This is a genomic window from Paraburkholderia sp. SG-MS1 (genome assembly GCF_012275575.1).
Classification (GTDB): Bacteria; Pseudomonadota; Gammaproteobacteria; order Burkholderiales; family Burkholderiaceae; genus Paraburkholderia.
Genome location: NZ_NPIH01000275.1, coordinates 1 through 17,126, shown reverse-complemented (window position 1 = coordinate 17,126; position 17,126 = coordinate 1). Strand labels below are relative to the sequence as shown.

At 61.2% G+C, this 17,126-nt stretch carries 17 protein-coding genes and 4 pseudogenes; 9 read left to right on the top strand and 12 right to left on the bottom strand.

Annotated elements, in window-relative coordinates; all coding sequences use genetic code 11:
• The coding region (gene treA / locus CIC12_RS28675) for an alpha,alpha-trehalase TreA (protein ID WP_446728046.1) at positions 1–1,370 on the bottom strand (1,370 nt) is incomplete at its 3' end.
• 470 nt (positions 1,371–1,840) lie between these two features.
• On the opposite strand from treA, the gene CIC12_RS28670 reads away from it, so the two are divergent.
• Together CIC12_RS28670 and CIC12_RS28665 are read left to right on the top strand one after the other, a co-directional pair.
• Positions 1,841–2,101 carry a hypothetical protein gene (locus CIC12_RS28670; RefSeq protein ID WP_168669272.1) on the top strand — a complete coding sequence of 87 codons (261 nt, stop codon included), beginning with the start codon at positions 1,841–1,843 and terminating at the stop codon, positions 2,099–2,101.
• A gap of 174 nt (positions 2,102–2,275) precedes the next feature.
• Entirely contained in the window at positions 2,276–2,707 is a 432-nt protein-coding gene (locus tag CIC12_RS28665) for a YybH family protein (protein ID WP_168669270.1), read from the top strand.
• A gap of 36 nt (positions 2,708–2,743) precedes the next feature.
• Here CIC12_RS28665 and benD read toward each other — a convergent pair.
• From benD to catA, 5 genes and pseudogenes are all read right to left on the bottom strand, one after another.
• Positions 2,744–3,513 (bottom strand): annotated as a pseudogene (gene benD, locus CIC12_RS28660) (benzoate diol dehydrogenase BenD).
• The gene (benC, locus tag CIC12_RS28655; RefSeq protein ID WP_168669268.1) at positions 3,510–4,532 is read right to left on the bottom strand and encodes a benzoate 1,2-dioxygenase electron transfer component BenC; all 1,023 of its coding nucleotides are present in this window, start codon (positions 4,530–4,532) and stop codon (positions 3,510–3,512) included. Before benC ends, benD begins: the two are co-directional and overlap by 4 nt.
• 39 nt (positions 4,533–4,571) lie before the next feature.
• Positions 4,572–5,060, bottom strand: coding sequence for a benzoate 1,2-dioxygenase small subunit (gene benB, locus CIC12_RS28650; RefSeq protein ID WP_121320711.1), 489 nt, complete (start codon positions 5,058–5,060; stop codon positions 4,572–4,574).
• The gene (locus tag CIC12_RS28645; RefSeq protein WP_168669266.1) at positions 5,057–6,415 is read right to left on the bottom strand and encodes a Rieske 2Fe-2S domain-containing protein; all 1,359 of its coding nucleotides are present in this window, start codon (positions 6,413–6,415) and stop codon (positions 5,057–5,059) included. Before CIC12_RS28645 ends, benB begins: the two co-directional genes overlap by 4 nt.
• Positions 6,416–6,528: 113 nt before the next feature.
• A complete protein-coding gene (gene catA / locus CIC12_RS28640) occupies positions 6,529–7,464 on the bottom strand; it encodes a catechol 1,2-dioxygenase (RefSeq protein WP_168669264.1) in 936 nt (311 codons plus the stop codon).
• Between the two features lie 177 nt (positions 7,465–7,641).
• Between catA and CIC12_RS28635 the strand changes: the two genes are divergently transcribed.
• Entirely contained in the window at positions 7,642–8,565 is a 924-nt protein-coding gene (locus CIC12_RS28635) for a LysR family transcriptional regulator (protein ID WP_168669262.1), read from the top strand.
• 125 nt (positions 8,566–8,690) lie between these two features.
• Positions 8,691–9,092 (top strand): hypothetical protein, encoded by a 402-nt coding sequence (locus CIC12_RS28630; RefSeq protein ID WP_168669260.1) that lies wholly within the window; start codon positions 8,691–8,693, stop codon positions 9,090–9,092.
• 70 nt (positions 9,093–9,162) lie between these two features.
• Here CIC12_RS28630 and CIC12_RS28625 read toward each other — a convergent pair whose 3' ends face one another.
• The 4 genes and pseudogenes from CIC12_RS28625 to CIC12_RS33925 form a co-directional block, all read right to left on the bottom strand.
• Entirely contained in the window at positions 9,163–10,377 is a 1,215-nt protein-coding gene (locus CIC12_RS28625) for an aminotransferase class V-fold PLP-dependent enzyme (protein ID WP_168669258.1), read from the bottom strand.
• Positions 10,378–10,403: 26 nt separating this feature from the next.
• Positions 10,404–10,511: pseudogene (locus CIC12_RS33425) on the bottom strand (RidA family protein); the annotation flags it as partial.
• Positions 10,510–10,620 (bottom strand): annotated as a pseudogene (locus CIC12_RS33930) (LysR family transcriptional regulator); the annotation flags it as partial. The pseudogenes CIC12_RS33425 and CIC12_RS33930, both read right to left, overlap by 2 nt.
• 97 nt (positions 10,621–10,717) lie before the next feature.
• Positions 10,718–10,834 (bottom strand): annotated as a pseudogene (locus tag CIC12_RS33925) (IS110 family transposase); the annotation flags it as partial.
• A 292-nt stretch (positions 10,835–11,126) separates the two neighbouring features.
• Between CIC12_RS33925 and CIC12_RS28610 the strand changes: the two are divergent.
• On the top strand, positions 11,127–11,969 hold the full coding sequence (locus CIC12_RS28610; protein ID WP_238812934.1) for a helix-turn-helix domain-containing protein: 843 nt from the start codon (positions 11,127–11,129) through the stop codon (positions 11,967–11,969).
• Positions 11,970–12,057: 88 nt separating this feature from the next.
• A complete protein-coding gene (locus CIC12_RS28605) occupies positions 12,058–12,783 on the top strand; it encodes an alanyl-tRNA editing protein (protein ID WP_168669256.1) in 726 nt (241 codons plus the stop codon).
• A 38-nt stretch (positions 12,784–12,821) separates the two neighbouring features.
• Here the strand turns inward: CIC12_RS28605 and CIC12_RS28600 are convergent, their stop codons facing one another.
• The gene (locus tag CIC12_RS28600) at positions 12,822–13,715 is read right to left on the bottom strand and encodes a LysR family transcriptional regulator (protein WP_202984888.1); all 894 of its coding nucleotides are present in this window, start codon (positions 13,713–13,715) and stop codon (positions 12,822–12,824) included.
• Positions 13,716–13,865: 150 nt separating this feature from the next.
• Here CIC12_RS28600 and CIC12_RS28595 point away from each other — a divergent pair, with 150 nt between their 5' ends.
• The 3 genes from CIC12_RS28595 to CIC12_RS28585 all read left to right on the top strand — a co-directional run bounded on the left by CIC12_RS28595 (position 13,866) and on the right by CIC12_RS28585 (position 16,257).
• A complete protein-coding gene (locus CIC12_RS28595; RefSeq protein ID WP_202984887.1) occupies positions 13,866–14,285 on the top strand; it encodes a GlcG/HbpS family heme-binding protein in 420 nt (139 codons plus the stop codon).
• A 317-nt stretch (positions 14,286–14,602) separates the two neighbouring features.
• Entirely contained in the window at positions 14,603–14,983 is a 381-nt protein-coding gene (locus CIC12_RS28590) for a BON domain-containing protein (protein ID WP_168669250.1), read from the top strand.
• Positions 14,984–15,366: 383 nt separating this feature from the next.
• Complete coding sequence (locus CIC12_RS28585) at positions 15,367–16,257, top strand: 2OG-Fe(II) oxygenase (protein ID WP_168669248.1); 891 nt, start codon at positions 15,367–15,369, stop codon at positions 16,255–16,257.
• A 46-nt stretch (positions 16,258–16,303) separates the two neighbouring features.
• On the opposite strand, the gene CIC12_RS28580 is transcribed toward CIC12_RS28585, so the two are convergent.
• Positions 16,304–16,975 (bottom strand): hypothetical protein, encoded by a 672-nt coding sequence (locus CIC12_RS28580; protein ID WP_168669246.1) that lies wholly within the window; start codon positions 16,973–16,975, stop codon positions 16,304–16,306.
• Positions 16,976–17,126: the final 151 nt, after the last annotated feature.

The following is a 17,126-nucleotide window of genomic DNA, read 5'->3' as shown; positions in this document are numbered from 1 at the left end:
ATCGCGATCCAATGCAACGGCGCCCAGCCATTCGGCGCATCCCACTGCTGCGTGGTGTTATAGGTCGACGTCGTCAGACCGCCATCTTTGAGCAAGACACTTTGCACGGTCTGCGCGGTTTTCCACGCACGATCAGGCCACGCGACGGCCGCCATCAACGGATAAAGCATGGCGGGCGTCTGATTGTCGCGAATCTTGCCGAGTTGCCAGTCATAGTCGCCGTAGTAGCCTTTGTCGTTCCACAGATAGCGGTTGATGCCTTCCGCGCGCCGCGCCGCATAGCCGACGAACCGCGCGACGCAGGCGAAATCGCGGTTGAGGGTGCAGCCGCGCACGATCGTCGTCTCGAGGTGGAACAGCAGGCTGTTCAGATCGACCGGAATGATCGACGTGGTGCGCACGGTCGACAGGTTCTGGTTGTCGCCGAACCAGCGCGAGCTGAAATCCCAGCCGCTTTCGGCGGTCGCGCGCAGATCACGATAGACCTCGTTTGCCGGACGCCCACTGGCCTGCTGCGCGGTCTGCACGTCTTCGATATAGGACTCGTTGCGCGGCGTGTCGAGTTCGTCCCAGTAGCGATTGAGCACTGTGCCATCGCGCAGCACGACGACGTTGCGCGTCGCACTGCCGCGCGCGGTGCCGGATGCCCCCTGCATCCAGTACGCGTACTCCTTGCGCAGCGCGGGCAGGTACTTCTGATAGACCTTGTTGCCTTCTTTCTGCGCGGCAAGCTCCACCATGTAGGAATAGAACGGCGGTTGCGAGCGGCTCAGGTAGTACGTGCGATTGCCATTCGGAATATGGCCGAACGTGTCGATCATGTACGCGAAGTTATCGAGCATGTTGTCGACCAGATCTTCGTGTCCCGACTCCTGCAGGCCGAGCATCGTGAAATAGGTGTCCCAGTAATAGCCCTCGCGAAAGCGGCCGCCCGGCACGACGTAGGGCTTGGGCAGCGGGATCAGCGAACTGTAGTCGGGCGCGCTCGTTGTCGTGCGCGTGAGACCGGTCCATAGCCAGTCGATGTGCTCGCGCAGACTCTGGTTGGGCGGCGGCGTGATGCTCTGATCAGCCGGCGGCGTGAAATACTGATTCACGAAGGCCAGCAGCGAAAAGCCCGGCTGGCCCTTCTGTGCCTCGTATAGCTGCACGATTGTCGTGGGATTTTCTTTCGGCGTTGAGTCCACGAAGGTCTTCTGGTCGCTGAAGATCTGCGCGGTTTGCACGGCGACGAACAGATCGCCGTACAGGATGTCCGGTGCGGGCGGCAATGCTGCGCCGACCTGGGTATCGGCGAGGCAAGCCGCGGATGCGAGCGCGAGGCTCGCGATGCATGCCGCGCTGATCGCGGTCAGCGATCGCTGCTGCATGATGCGGTGTCGACCGCGCGAAAGGTGAGCAGCCAGCCGCCATGCGGATGTTTGCGACGATAGGTCGAGGAATTGCGCGTCATTCGCTGACGCCGCGCCGGTACGAGACTGTGACTGGATGCTCATGTCGCCTCCTGGGTAGATGGGCATTGCACTGGTCTCGTCGCACGATGCCGTCTGTATGCGGCATGCATCACCGGCACGCCAAAGCCGGATCAAGGCATCGGAAGCATCGCATGCGCGGGGGATCGGATCAACTGCGGTGCAGCAATTCCAGCGAGCGAAGTCTCGCCGCCGTGGGCGGCGGTGAATTAAGGTAACGTGTAGGCTCGGATTCGCAAGCCGGTTGCGCGTCGCGGGTGGGTGAGGAGTGAGTTAGCGGCTGAACCGGCATCGGTTTGAAGAGCGGCGCCGCGCCCAGGCAGTCGGCCATATTTTCAAGGTAAAACGTTGCGGGAGTTCCCACCAGCATGAAACCCCTTTGCTTCGCCGCGGTGCTCGCCGTTCTCGCTGCTGGCTGCACGTCGACATCGTCGCCCACGAATGATCAGACCGCTCGCGCAAATCCGGCTCACACGGATAGCTACATTCTGCACGGCCCCAACGGGGCGACGCGTTACGACTCGACGTCAAGGCCGCCGAGGCTCAGCGTCGGTACCAGCTATTCCGATACGCAATTGATCCTGCCGTGGTTCCTCAATGACATCATCGACTTCGTGAACTACCGGTAATCGGCTGGCGACGTGCCGGCAAGGCAGCGTCGAGGCCGCCGATTTCTTTGGATCGATGTCGATTCTGCGGCATGTCAAACGTCGTTGCCAGGCAAGACAACCCGTCATGAGCCCGGCCTTGCCGTTTTCCCAGAGCGCCGAGCGCCATGACTATCCGGTTCCGGAGGCAACACCATGGACAAACTCACCGATCCGATCCTGCAGGTCCTGTCTGACTACCGGGCTGCGGTACTCGCAAAAGATGTCGACCGGTTCGCCGCGCTGTACGACCGGGACCTGGTGCTGTTCGACATGTGGGCAGCGTGGTCATACGAGGGCATCCCGTCCTTGCGGGCAATGACGACGGGCTGGTTCGGCTCGTTGGGTACGGAACGCGTTATCGTCGATTTCAGCGACGTGCAGGCGACTGTCGGCCAGGAGCTCGCCTTTGTTCACGCCTTCGTGAAATACAAAGCTGTGACGACCGACGGCGTGGAACTGCGCTCGATGGACAACCGGCTGACCATGACGCTCAGGCAGACAGGCGAAGCGTGGAAGATTGTCCACCAGCACACTTCATCGCCGATCGAGCCCGCTACGGCGAGCGTTATTTTCAAGCGTGGGTAAGGCGTGCGCCTCGCCTCCCGAGGCTTTACGCCGCGTTCAGCCAGTATCCCCACCGGCCACCGGCAACACAGAACCCGTGATATAGCTGGCCTCATCCGAAGCGAGGAACAGAATCGGCGCAACCTGTTCGTCAATGCTGCCGTAGCGCTTGAGAAACGTCGATTCGGTGACCTGCTTCACGGCGTCGCCCATCCACGCCTTTTCCTGCTCGCTGTCGCCGGCGGTATTGCGCGGGACGCGTCGCGGCGGCGCGTCCGTGCCGCCTGGTGCGGTGGCGACCACACGGATGTTGTGCTCGGCGTACTCCATCGCCAGTGACTGCGTCATCGNCCGCCCTTGGCCGCCGAATACGGTACGCGGCGAATGCCGCGCGTCGCATTCGAGGAAACATTGACGATGGTTCCCCCGCCACGCTCGAGCAGATGCGGCAGCACGGCATGGCATGCGTACAGCGTCGGCATCAGAGAGCGCCGGATTTCCGCGTCGATTTGCGCAGGTTCGAACTCGGCGAAGGGGCGCATGCGAATGGCACCACCCACGCCGTTGACCAGAATGTCGATGCCGCCAAACCGGCTCACGGCAAACGCCATCGCCGCCGCCGCGCCTTCGTAGGTCTCGAGGTCGGCGACGAAGCCGGCCGTGTCCGCGCCGCCTGCTTCGGCCGCAACGTCGGAGACGAAGTCGGCACGGTCGACGAACAGCACCCTCGCGCCCTCGGCGGCCGCACGCAGCGCCACTGCGCGGCCGATGCCCTGCGCCGCGCCGGTGACGACCATGACCTTGTCAGCGAATCGTTGCGTGTTCATGCGGGCCTCGGTGCTGCGTTGGGAGTGAACTTCTCGTAGTGGAAGCTGTTGGGCTTCACGCCGTTGTCGTCGAAATGCTTACGCACGGCATCGACCATGGGTGGCGGCCCGCACAGGTACACGTCGACGTCACCCTCATTCAAGGCTTCAGGCGGCATGTGCTGCGTTACCCAACCCTTGCGCGGGTGGCGTGAATCCGCTTCGGCCACGACGGTGGCGTAGGTGAAGTTCGGCAACTTCGCCATATACGCTTCGACGGCATCGACCTGTACCAGGTCAAGCTCTCGCGTCACGCCGTAAATCAGGTGGACCGTCTGCTGGGAATGCGCGCGCGCCAGCACTTCCAGCATCGACAGGAATGGCGCCAGGCCCGTACCGCCAGCGAGAAACAGCAAGGGCCGCTCCACTGCACGCAGATAGAAGCTACCGAGGGGACCGGTCAACTGCAACTTGTGGCCTGGCTGGGCGGAATCGAGCCAGGTGCTCATCACGCCACCGGTGATCCTCTTGATCAGAAAACTGATTTTCGCTTCACCGGGCGCCGATGAAAACGAATACGAGCGATGCTGCCCGCTGCCTGGCACATCGATGTTCACGTATTGACCCGGCAAAAATACCGGTGCCGCCGCGTCCACGTCGAGTTCGAGCACGACGGCCGCGTCATTGTGCGGGTCGACCTTCGATACGGTCGCGGCGAACTTGCTCTGCTCGGTCTTGCATGCAGTGGATGAGGCCGGCACCGCGATCACGCAATCGCTTTCCGGCACCATCTGGCAGGTGAGTACAAGGCCGCTCTCCTTCTCGTCCTCGCTCAGCGCGTCGTCGATGTAATCGTCGCCGAGGTCGTAGCTTCCGCTTTCGGCGCGACACTTGCAGGTGCCGCACACGCCGTCGGAGCAATCCATCGGCAGGTTGATCTTCGCGCGAAAGGCGGCATCGAGCACCTTCTCGCCGGCCTTGCAGGTCACGAAACGGGTCACGCCATCTTCGAAATTCAGTGCAATGTTGTAGCTGGACATCTTGCCTCCTCTACTTCCAGTTTCCACCGGTGCCACGTTTCAAACGTGATAAACGTCGAGCACCTGGCGGATGTAGTCGTCCTTGAGCACGATTCGCTTATAGGAAATCAGCAGTTCATCGTCGGCCTTTCGCAACGTCACGAACATCGTGCCGAAGAACTGGTCGGTCGTTTTGTAGCGATGGCTCAGTGTGTTGAAGTTGTAGCGCAGGTCCACCTCGTTCTCGCGCTCGGCCAGCACTTCCACATTGGTAATGTTGTGGCTAGTGCGTGGCTCGGGCATCGAAGCGCCGCTGCGTTCGGTCTTGATACGGAACACACGGTCTTCCAGGCCGCCACGGTCCGCGTAATACATCAGCGAAATCTGACTCTCGTGGTCGTCGGTGAGCTGGTCGTCGTCATCCCACGCGGGCATCCAGTAGGTGACGTCTTCGGCATAGCAGGCAAGCCATTCGTCCCACTGACGGTCATCGAGCAGGCGGGCTTCGCGGAACAGCACCGCGCAGATTCTCTGGTAATCGAAGCTCATGCCAGCGCCTCCCCTTGTTCCTTTTTCAACGCGTCGCGCATCACGTGCACCCAGTATTCGTGCTGGCACACAAACAGACCTTCGTCTTCGCTGCGCTCGCCGGAGATACGCGGCTTGAGCCCCATACTTTTCGCATTCGCGTCAGGGCCTTCGACCCACAACGGCGCCCCGCGCGAAAGGTCGTTCCACAACGCGGTGGTGCCGGCATAACCTGCCTGGCAAGCGCGGAACTCTTCGAGATCGTCGGCGGTGCCCATTCCCGAGACATTGAAGAAATCTTCGTATTGACGGATGCGGGTCGCGCGGTCGCTTGCGCTCTCGCCCTTCGGGGCAAAGCAGAAAATGCTGACTTCGGTCTTATCCACACTGATCGGGCGCACGACGCGAATCTGGGTACTGAACTGATCCATTAGAAACACGTTGGGATAAAGGCACAGGTTTCGCGTCTGATTGACGATAAAGTCCGCCTTCGCTTCGCCGACGCGTGCCTTGATTTCGTCACGGTATTGATAGACCGGTCGCACTTCCGGGTTCATCGTTTTGGTCCAGAGCAGGATGTGGCCGTGCTCGAATCCGTACACGCCGGCTACCGATTTGCTCCAGCCATTCGCATCCACCGCCTTGGTGCCATCGACCTTGCGACGGTCCATCGTCGCGGCATAGTTCCAGTGCACGGTGCTGACGTGGTAGCCGTCGCAACCGTTCTCCATCTGCATCTTCCAGTTGCCGTCGTAGATATACGAGGAATTGCCGCGCAATACTTCCAGCCCGTCGGGAGCCTGATCGACGATCTGGTCGATGATGATTCTGGTTTCGCCAAGATAGTCCTCCAGCGGCATCACGTCCGCGTTGAGACTGCCGAACAGGAAACCTCGATAGCTCTGGAAGCGAGCGACTTTCTTCAGATCGTGCGAGCCGTTGGTATTGAATTGCACGGGGTATTCGGTAGTCTTCACGTCCTTCACTTTCAGCAGCTTGCCGGTGTTGGCGAAGCTCCAGCCGTGGAACGGGCAGGTGAAGGTTCCTTTGTTGCCGTGCTTTTTCCGGCACAGCATCGCACCCTTGTGCGCGCAGGCGTTGATGACAGCGTGCAGTTCGCCAGTTTTGTCGCGAGTTATCACGATGGGCTGGCGGCCAATCCACGTGGTGTAGTAATCGTTGTTATTGGGAATCTGACTCTCATGCGCGAGATAGACCCAATTGCTCTCGAAGATGTGCTTCATCTCGAGATCGAACAGATCGGCGTTCGTGAAGATATCGCGGCGGCAACGGAATACACCGTTCTGCCTGTCGTCCTGGACGGCAGTGTGAAGCAGTTCATCCAGCTGCGTGGCTTTGTCGATAATGACTGACATGTGAGCTCTCCCTACACGTGCTCCAGCAATGGAGCACGTGCTTCGGTGTCGAAAGGATTCTTGCGGAGAATTGAGCGGCAGCAGTGGGGTGACTCAGCCGCCGCGTCGAGCGGTTACGCCGTAGCTGACGCACGCAGGCGATGGACGACCTGGTTGTCCTTGCCCTTGACCAGCGGCGTCAACTGGATGTTGAACTCGATTTCCTTGTACGCGTTGGCCTTCATGCCCAACGCCGCGCCGCCGGTCTTGTCGACAACGTGCGGAATCAGATCCTCGCGAGTCGCGTAGGCGAAGTCGTCCCAAATCAGCGGGTCGCCCTCGATATTGATTTGCGTCGTCAGCTTGCGGTAGTTGTCGGTGGTGACGAAGAAGTGCACATGCGCCGGACGGTTACCATGCCGGGCGAGCACGTCCAGCAGCTGTTGGGTCGCGCCCTGAGGCGGACAACCGTAGCCCACCGGCATGAGCGTGCGGAATTCGTACTGGCCGTCGGCACCCGTGCTGACCGCGCCGCGCAGGTTGAATTCGGACTGCGCACCGGTCGGGTCGAAATGCGAATAGAAGCCCTTCGAGTTGGCGTGCCAGCACTCGACCATCGCACCGGCAACGGGCTTGCCGTCTGAACCGGTGACCGTGCCACGGATAACGAGCGGGCCCGCATCGTCATCGGGATTGATGTCGATCTTCGATACGCCATCGCGCACCGGCGCACCGGCGACATACAGAGGACCTTCGATGGTGCGCGGCGTGCCGCCCGCGATTTCGGCCGCCTTATCCGCTGCATCCATGCGAATGTCGAGATATTTCTCCAGACCGAGGCCGGCGGCAAGCAGCGCTGCTTCGCCATCCTGACCGAGCTTGTTGAAGTAGTGGACGCCCGCCCAGATTTCATCAGGCGTCATGTCGAGATCGTCGATGGCCTTGAAGAGGTCGCCCAGAAGGCGTTGGACGATCTGTTTGGCGCGCGCGTCGCCGTCCTGGCTTCCGAGGTTGGCAGCGGCCCTCAGCAGGTCCTGCACCTCCTTCGTATCGAACACTTTAACGCTCATGTCTGCTCCTGAATCTCTGTATTTTTGAGTGGGGTTAACCCTCGAGTCGGCACCGACCGGTTTATGTGTGAAAGGTATAATCGATTGCTGAAACAGAGTGTGAATGCAGGATAATGGGCGTCGGAAGGCCTCGTCCAACACTCATTTAGTATCAGTCCATATTCAGGAGGTATCGAAATGGAATTGCGGCATCTTCGCTATTTCGTCGCGGTGGCCGAAGAACGCAACTTCACACGCGCGGCCCAGCGACTGAACATCGCCCAGCCGCCTCTGAGCCGTCAGATACAGCAGCTCGAAGAGTCGCTGGGCGTGCAGCTCCTCGAACGCAACTCGCGCCCGCTGAAACTGACGGAGACAGGCAAGTTCTTTTATTCTCATGCTTCGCAACTGCTGTCCCAGACTGCGGAGCTCGAATCGATGACGAGGCGCGTGGGCAACATCGAACGAAGTCTCTCGATTGGATTTGTGGGTTCAACGTTGTACGGGATGCTGCCGAAAATTATCCGGCGCTTCCGTGACGAGAACACTACCGTCGAACTCAGCCTGCACGAGATGTCGACCATGGATCAGATCAGAGCGCTGAAGGACGGCCGGATCGATGTCGGCTTTGGCCGCATTCGACTCGAGGACACGAACATCCGCCGGGTGATTCTTCGCGAAGAGAAGATGATTGTCGCCTTCCCGGACAGCCATCCACTTTCGATTGCCAAACCGGTCGTCGCGCTTCGTGACCTGGTCAACGAGACTCTCATTATTTTTCCGAAGTCGCCGCGCCCGAGCTATGCCGATCAGGTACTGGCGGCATTTCAGGACCGGGCGCTCAAACCTCGCCGGATCTATGAAGTACGGGAATTGCAGATCGCACTGGGCCTCGTCGCGGCGGGCGAAGGCATTTCCATTGTTCCGAGCAGCGTCTACGGCCTGAAGCGGGATGACGTGAGCTACAGGGAACTGGATGACCCGACTCTGGTTTCTCCGATCATCATGAGTATGCGCGCGCTCGACGAGTCGCGAGACATTCGGGAAATGCTTGAACTCATTTATCGTCTTTATGAAGAGCAGAAGATATCCTTTTCACCCCGCACGGATCGGGGCCGGTAGTGCGGGTTATCGAGCGCAAGCCGGGCGATTCGCACAAATTGCTGGCGATCTGAGCGCGAGGCTCACCGATCCCAGTAGATGCCTTTACAATCCAGCACTTCGACTCGACAAATGTGATTTGCGCCATGAAATATCTGCTTGCCTCGACACTCGCGGTGGTCATCGCAGCCGCAAGCGCGGCCGCGAACGCCCAAACGTCCACAAACACCGATACGCCGAAACAGCAGTGCGCCATTGGATATGTCACGGGTATCGGCGGAACCGCGCAGAGCGTTCGCGAATATCTCGCGACACCCGACAGAGACAGATATCGCTACCTGGCCGACCACCCAATGCAATGCCAGATCTCCGATGAGGGGCGCGCGTCTGGCTGTGTCGGCATGACGAGCCTGCGGCGTGAAAGAGTCAGCGTGTACGACGATATCGACAGCACGACGATGGCCGTGGTCGCGCGCGTGGAACTCGATCAGGGGACATACCCGGTGATTATCGTCGTGTCGAAGAAGGACGTGAAATGCGAGGAGTGAGTGCCTCCACGGCACCCACCATAGAGCTGACGGCGGCGACGAAGCAGTATGGTCCGCGCTCAGGCGCCGCTCAATCTCCACTCGATTGCTGACGCGTCAGCGCCCGTATTTCATCCAGCAGTTTGCCGGTCTCCGACTCGGTGGTCAGATAGCTGACCGAGGCACGCGCGATCTGTTTAAGTCCTCTCGATTCCATATCCAGCGGCGTGTAGGGGACGCCATTGCTTCCGATCACGACACCGCGAGCCGCGAGACTACGCTGCACCGATACGGCGTCCCGCCCCGCCACGTTGAACGACACAAGGCCGGATCGTTCGACGCCTTGATCCAGCACCGTCACTCCCGCAATAGCAGCCAGTTGCCTACGTAACGTCTGCGCGATGCCGTCGATTCGTGAGCGGATATTGCCGATTCCGATCTCAATAGCTTCCTGCAACGCATTGGCGAGCCCACAGTGCAGCGCCAGCGACGCTTCCGACAATTCGAACCGCGCAGCGTCGTTGCGCAAGACGGGTTCGCCGTTCGCATCCAGCGCTGCGCAGTGCGTGTCGACGAATGCCGGCGTCAGCCGGGATAGAAAATCCTGCCTGATATACAAGAGGCCCGTGCCTCTTGGACCACGCAGTGCCTTACGGCCCGCACCGCTCAGCACATCGCAACCCACCTCGACTACGTCGACAGGAAATTGCCCCACGGCCTGCGCGGCGTCGATGAAGTATGGGATACCGTGACGGCGCGCTACCCGCCCGATCGCCGCGGCCGGATTGATAAGGCCGCCGTTCGCCGGCATCCAGGTTAGCGCAATCAGACGCACGCGATCGTCGAGCATCGCCTCCAGCGCGTCGGGATTCACCGTGCCGTCAGCATCGGACGGAATGGCTTCGATCGTCGCACCGGCGCGTTGCGCCGCCAGCCGCATGACAGCCAGATTGCCGCCCCATTCGTGACGCCCGACCAGGATGCGCTCGCCCGATCGCCACGGGCCTAATGCGGCGAATGCGGCACCCCAGCCGTGTGAATTGCCGTTGGTCAAGGCAATCTCGGCCGGTCGTGCATTGAGCAGCTGTGCGGCAAGTGCTCGCGCGCGTTCGGTCTGCTGGCGTCCGGCTACGCCAGCTTCCATCGGCCCAATCGTGGCCTCGCGCCACAGATGCGCATGGATCGCTTCGAGCGTGGCCGACGACGGCAACGATGCGCCGGCGTGATTGAAATGTGTCGTGCTTTGTGTTCCCGGCGTGCGGGCACGCAACGCTTCAACGGCGGCGGGCGAGAGGGGCGAAGACATGTTTGCTCCAATGATGCGAATCGGGTTCAGGCTTGCGTGAGAGAAACGACGGCTTGCACTTCAACGGCCACCGCGCACGGCAGCGAAGTGACGCCAACGGCACTGCGCGCGTGGCGTCCCGCATCGCCGAATACTTTGTGTCACGAAGAGCTCGTGAGCAGCGTGATTGAAACTCAAATGCCTCGCAGCTGCCTCAAAGGCACGCAGTGACAGCAGGGGCGGCAATGGCCGTTGGGAACGCATCAGGCTGGCAAGTTACGTGAAAGAGTTCGCTATGCTACGCCTTGATATGGGGAGGCGCTGATTTCAGGCAATGTTCTCACGTGCTGACGCTCCTATGTCAAGCGGCACGCGTCGAATCGGCCAGATCAGCCAGGATGAGCGGATACAATTCCCTGACGATATAGCGCTTCAGGCAACGATGGGTCTCCTTGTTGGACATGCCTTCCTTCATGCGCGCATTTCGGTGCACAAACGGTCCATGAGACAAGACCGATATCCCGTGGCTCACGTCGCAGGGTTTCTATCGGTCAACCTGAGCGGTATTGATTGCCGGACAGACCGTCTGGATCGACGATCTGTCATTGCACCCCCGGCGCTGAAGATTTCCGGTTCCGGCGCAGAAGATACAACTGCTTATAATTCCGCTGTAAAGCCAGGTTGCCGCCCCCGACGAAACAGCTTCCGAAGGAGAAACCCGGCGACCAGAGCGGAGGTCATGCAGCCCCTGCGTCATATGAGAGTTGATCATGGCACGTAGCGAACCAAAGAATCAGTCGCGGTATTGGTGGGATCGCCACACACCCGGCCTAAGCCTGATGTGTGCGGATTTCACCACCCAGCAGTATGCCCCGCATACACACGAGGGTCTGGTGATAGCGGTCACCGAAACAGGCGGTGCCGTGATCAAAAGCCGTGGCGTCGTCGAAGAGGCGCGCTCGTCCACCTTGTTCGTTTTCAATCCGGTCGAGGCGCATGCCGGCTGGATGGGTTGCAACGAGCGCTGGCGTTATCGGTCCTTCTATCTCACGGAGTCGGCGCTCAAGGCGGTCGCGCACGGCCTGGGGATCGAGGACGTGCCGTATTTCACGAGCAATCTGTTCGGCGAGGCCGATCTCATCGAGGGCTTTCTTGCGCTGCATCGGACGCTCGAAGACGGTCGCGATCTTTTCCGCGAGCGGGAATTACTGTTCTCGACGTTTGGACATTTGTATCAGCGGCACGGCAGCGGCGGTGGACGTATCGAGCCGGCGCCGCACGACCGGGCGCTGGTACGGGTCGTGACCGAGCTGATCCATGACCGGCACACCGAGAACCTGCTGCTGGAGGATCTGAGCGGCGCCGTCGGCCTCACGCCCTTCCAGCTCATCGGATTGTTCAACCGCTGTGTTGGCCTGCCTCCGCACAAATACCTGACCCAGGTGCGTCTGAGCCGGGCATGCCACCATCTGCGTCGCGGGATGTCCATAGCCAATGTGGCGGCCGCGACGGGATTCTACGACCAGAGCGCGCTCACGAGGCACTTCAAGCGCTGTTATGGAATGACGCCGTTGCAATTTGCCCGGGCCGCGGCCGACAGGACACCGCACTAGCCCCGTTTCCGCCGCAATTTTTGCCAATACGCGCGCGGCGCGCCTCCCGATACTTCTACCATCTGTGTTACCCGTATTGGAGGCAAGCATGCCAGCATGTGCGTTCTATCACGCGAATCCTGAGACCCTCACACTCGAAACCCAGGTGATCGACGCGAGACCTGGGCGCGTGGTTCTCGCCGAGTCCCCCTTCTATCCCGGCGGCGGCGGCCAGTTGGCCGACTGCGGCACGCTCCAGCACAACGGCGGCGAAATCGCCGTGGCGGGATTCGATATGGTCGACGGCAGGCTCTGGGTGCGCCTCGCCGATCCCGCCGCCGAACTCGCCGGGACGGTCCAGGCCGTGGTCGATCCGGCATTCCGGCAGATGATGCGGGAACTCCACACGGGTACGCACGTGCTCAATGCGTTGATCTTTCAAGCCTTCAACGGCGCGCTCGTCACAGGCGTACAGATGAATGACGACGGCTCGGCGCGGATGGATTTCGACGTGCCGGAGGCCGACAACGATCGCCTGCGAGCGCTGGAGGGACCCGTCAACGACGTCATCCGACAGAATCTCCCTGTGCGGGACATCTACCTGCCAATCGCCGCGGCGCGCAAGGAGCAGGGGCTGATTCGATCCAGGTCGGTGGCGCCACCGCCGACCGACGATGGCCAGATTCGTATCGTCGAGATCGTTGGGCTGGACCGCCAGGCGTGCGGCGGAACTCACCTGTCGGAAACCGGGGCCTCTCGTGCGATCCGTATTCTGAAAATTGACAACAAAGGTCGCCACAACCGGCGTGTGCGCATTGGCCTTGTGAATGCATAAGTGCGCGGATAAGCGCAGAACCAGCCGCCGACAAGCCGTCAGATAACGCCGTCCCCTTTTCCGGGGACGAGCCGCACGGCCAGAAAGTCGATCAGTGTGCGTACACGACGCGGCAATGCGCGACCTCCCGCCCATACCAGATGAACGGGTACGGGCTCCGGTTCGAACGAGTCGAGCACCGTCACCACTTGCCCTGCATCGAGAAGTTTCTGCACCTGGAAGATCGGTGCTCGACCTATCCCGGCTCCGGCTGCGGCCGCTGCACTGCAGGCCAGCGCGCTCGTGGACCGGAAGCGCCCTGCGACTTCGATTGCGCCACCCGTGTAGTTGAACGTCCATGTCTCGCGCAGCGGATGCTGGCGCAGCATACAGTCGTGAAGGGCAAGCTCGGACGGATGAGCCGGATAGCCATGCGAGGCGAAATATTCCGGTGTGCCAAACACGACGCGTCGCAACGTCCCCGCCTGCTTCGCGCGCAGGGTCGAGTCCGGAAGGTGACCCAGGCGGACCGCGAGATCGATGTTGGCTTTGGCAAGGTCGAGATGCTGCTCGGCGAGCACAAGTTCTACCCTGACGTTTTCGTGAATAGACAGGAACTGGGCAACGAGCGGCGAAACGAATTCAGCGCCAAATGCCGTCGGCGCTCCGACGCGAATACTGCCGCGCAGCTGGGTTGCGTGATCGACGAGTTCGTCACGTGCCGCGTCGATTTCTCCGAGGGCGGGTCGTATGCGAGCGGCGAACTTCAGGCATGCCGCAGTAGGCTGTACGCGGCGCGTCGTCCGGTGGAACAGGGTCACGTTCAGATCACGTTCGAGCGCCGCAATGGCGCGGCTCACCGACTGCAACGTTCGGCCTAGCGATCGCGCGGCTGCCGTCAAACTTCCTTCGTCAAGAATAGCCAACAGTACTTCATATTCGTCCCTGTTCATGAGTGTCATTCTCTCGTTTTCTGGAAGAATCTTTGCCGGCTCGCGCGCCTATGCGTGGTTTGGTCGCCGTCGTACATTCTAGCCGTGCAGACACCTGATTGGTTCCTACGGAGATGACTAATGATCCAACGAAACGAGAATGAAACGCCCATGAGCTACTGCGACCAATTCAGCCTCGCCGATGCACGGCATGTCGCGCGCGCGGCCGAAGAGGAAGCAACACGTCATGGTTGGCCCATGGTGATCGCCGTGGTGGACAGCGGTGGGCACCTGGTGCTTCAGCAGCGACTTGATGGAGCGCAACTCGGCAGTATCCAGGTGGCGAGACAGAAGGCCGAAACGGCCGTGCTGTTCCGGCGTCCCACGCGCCTTTTCGAGGACGCAGTTGCGCAAGGAGGACTCCACCTGCGCCTGCTCGGTATGAATAACCTCGTGCCGCTCGATGGAGGGATTCCGCTGATTCGCGACGGAGCTGTGGTCGGCGCGATAGGCGTGTCGGGCATGCGCTCCGATCAGGACGCGCTGGTCGCCCAAGCCGAGGCTGATCAGTTCATGGCAACGCAGGCATGAGAAAGGCGCCGGCCCCGGGGGGCCAGCGCGGCGAGACAGCGTGAAGCCGTGAGCATCGTCAAGATGCAACTATTGCACCCGCCGCGACGGAAGCTCGCTAGCACAGAACGCCCCCCGCCCTCTCGCGGCGAAGGACTTCCGTAGCCGCCTGGTTCGTGACATTGCCCCTTCCTCGGCAACCATTTCTTTCGCCCCAGCGGCCACGTGCATCGCCCACAACATTTCGACAATTCCCGGGTATTCTTCAGTGAACGGCAGGGCTACGTCCAGTTCTTCTGTTTTTCCACCGCGCAGTTCACGGACCCAAAGGAGCACGCATGAATATAACCGGGGCGAGCAGAATCATCGGCGCAATGCTGGCTGCAGCCAGCGCGTGTTGCGCCATCTATGCGAACGCGCAAACCACCATGAGCACGCCGCCGGACCCGGCCTTCCAACGGGTGGCGGCCTCGACGTCGCCGCCTGGAACCAGGCCGGATACCTCGGTGATTCGTGACGTTCGTCGCGCCCTCAGGCGCGTACCGGACATGGACGACTCCGGCATTCACATCAGGGCGCGCCTCGGCGTCGTCACGCTCACGGGAGACGTACCGGAGAGCTGGCAGATCTCGCGGGCGGGCAACGCGGCAAGGTCGGTGCTCGGCGTCAGATCGGTGACGAACAGATTGAAGGTGCGAGAGGAAGACAGTGCGCGTTGAGCCACGTCTCGCGGTACTGGCCGGATAGGCTCGCGATTCGGTTGCGGCGGAGATTGCAATGCTCTGCCGCAGTTGGCTGCGCCGTCCGGCCCGTGTATCGCCGCAATCATGGTGGTGAAGGGGTATGGCCGCCCCTGGCGGAAGCTGGTTTTCGGGTCTGCGTCGACGTAGGCGCTACGGCAAAGGCGTTCGCTTCGCACCCACAGGATCTGCCATGTAATACATGGCGAGCGCTAGTAGCAGGAACAGCAACAGACTACCGGCGCCTCCACAACCTCTGTCATCCAGTTACCTTCATGTGCCGCTAAGATGACGGGTTGATTTCGGCCTTCCCGGCGGCATGCTCGCGATACACCCTCTCCAGCCCATAGCTTGATACTCCGATGTCCATAACCGTCCGTTTCCCCGCCGAAGTGCGCGATTGGATCGCTGAGAACCTCACACGCGGCGTTGCTCCACAAACGATTGTTCGCGAGTTGGTCGATCGAAAAAATGCGATCGAACTTGCGACGGCGATGGTCAATGCGGTCTCATCGTCTTTTCTGTACGGCACACCATTGCCGGATGCGACGCTCGAAATAGGCGGTGCGCCGGTCACCTACGAACCGGAGGCGCTGCGCGTGCCGGACGGACCGACGATGCGGCTCGGCGAGCGCCAGGTACGCGTTATTTCGCGCATGCACCGGCCCGCTGCAGTACTGCTCGACGATTTTCTGAGCGCGAGCGAATGCGAGCAGTTGATCGCGCTCGCGCGACCGCGTCTGAACCATTCGACCGTGGTCGACCCCGTCACCGGTCGTGATGTGGTGGCGGGCCACCGCAGTAGCGACGGAATGTTTTTTCGTCTCGGCGAGACCCCGCTGGTCACGCGCCTGGAAGCGAGGATCGCCGAACTCACGGGCCTGCCTGTCGAGAACGGCGAGGGTCTGCAACTGCTGCATTACGAAGCCGGCGCCGAATCGACACCGCACGTCGATTACCTGATCCCGGCCAACCCGGCGAATCAGGAGTCGATCGCGCGCAGCGGACAGCGCGTGGGCACGCTGCTGATGTATCTGAACGATGTGGAAGCCGGCGGCGAAACCGTGTTTCCGCAACTCGGGTGGTCGGTGGTGCCGCGCCGCGGCCAGGCGCTCTACTTCGAATACGGCAATCGCTTCGGGCTCTGCGACCCGAGCTCCCTGCATACGAGCACGCCTTTGCGCAGGGGCGAGAAATGGGTGGCCACCAAATGGATTCGCACACGCCGCTTCGTGCCGCGCGATCAGGCGTAACAGCCGGTCTGCGATGCGGCTGGGCGCGCGCCTCGCAGACCGGGTTTCAACGCTGAAAGACCTCGTCGGCGACCCAGCCGTTCGACGTCAAGTGCACGCCTTCGCGTAACTGCATCGTGCCCGCGCCTTCGATCACACGCTTGATCATCGGGAATACGCGCTGTACGTCGGCATTTTGAGCCCATGCCGCCGGCTCGATCCTGTACGTATAGATCACCGACGTCGCGGTCTTGCCGTCCACCTGTGTCGGCCGTTCCCAACCCACCACCTTGTCGAGCTTGAGCGTGGCCGCGCAGAAATCGGCCGGATGCGTGACGCGCGAGTTGGCGGTCGCGACGACCTCCGGAATCTGCAGATAGTATTTCTTGCCTTCATCCGTCAACTGATATTGGCGCGCGTTCGCCGTGATCTTCTTGCCGGTGCCGTCGGTGCGTTCGACCACCACGTCTTTGCCCGCCACGAGGTTCAGTTTCTCGAGTACCGGCATCTGTACCGCGTCGCGCGTACCGGCGGCCTGGTCGTCTGTCGTCGCGTAGATCGGCCAGTCGTATTTGGCGAGGCACAAGTGGCCGCGCTGGCCGAGGAAATCGTTGATGGCGCTGGTGAAGTTTTCCTGGCTGACGTCCTGACTTTTGTCATGGCAGCCGGTGAACAGGGAGAGTGCGATCAAGGAGAGTGCGCTGCAGGTGAAGCGGGCAAAAGTGAAACGTCGCGTCATGGTGTTTGTTGCTCGAGTGGAGTTGCCGGGGTACGAATAAAACGGGACGCGCGGCCTGCCCCAAAGGATAGGCCGCACGCAGGAATGCGACTGCATCAGTTCACGCAGGCGCCGCTGGTAGGCGGCGTGGCGGGCGGCTGATAGCCGTCGG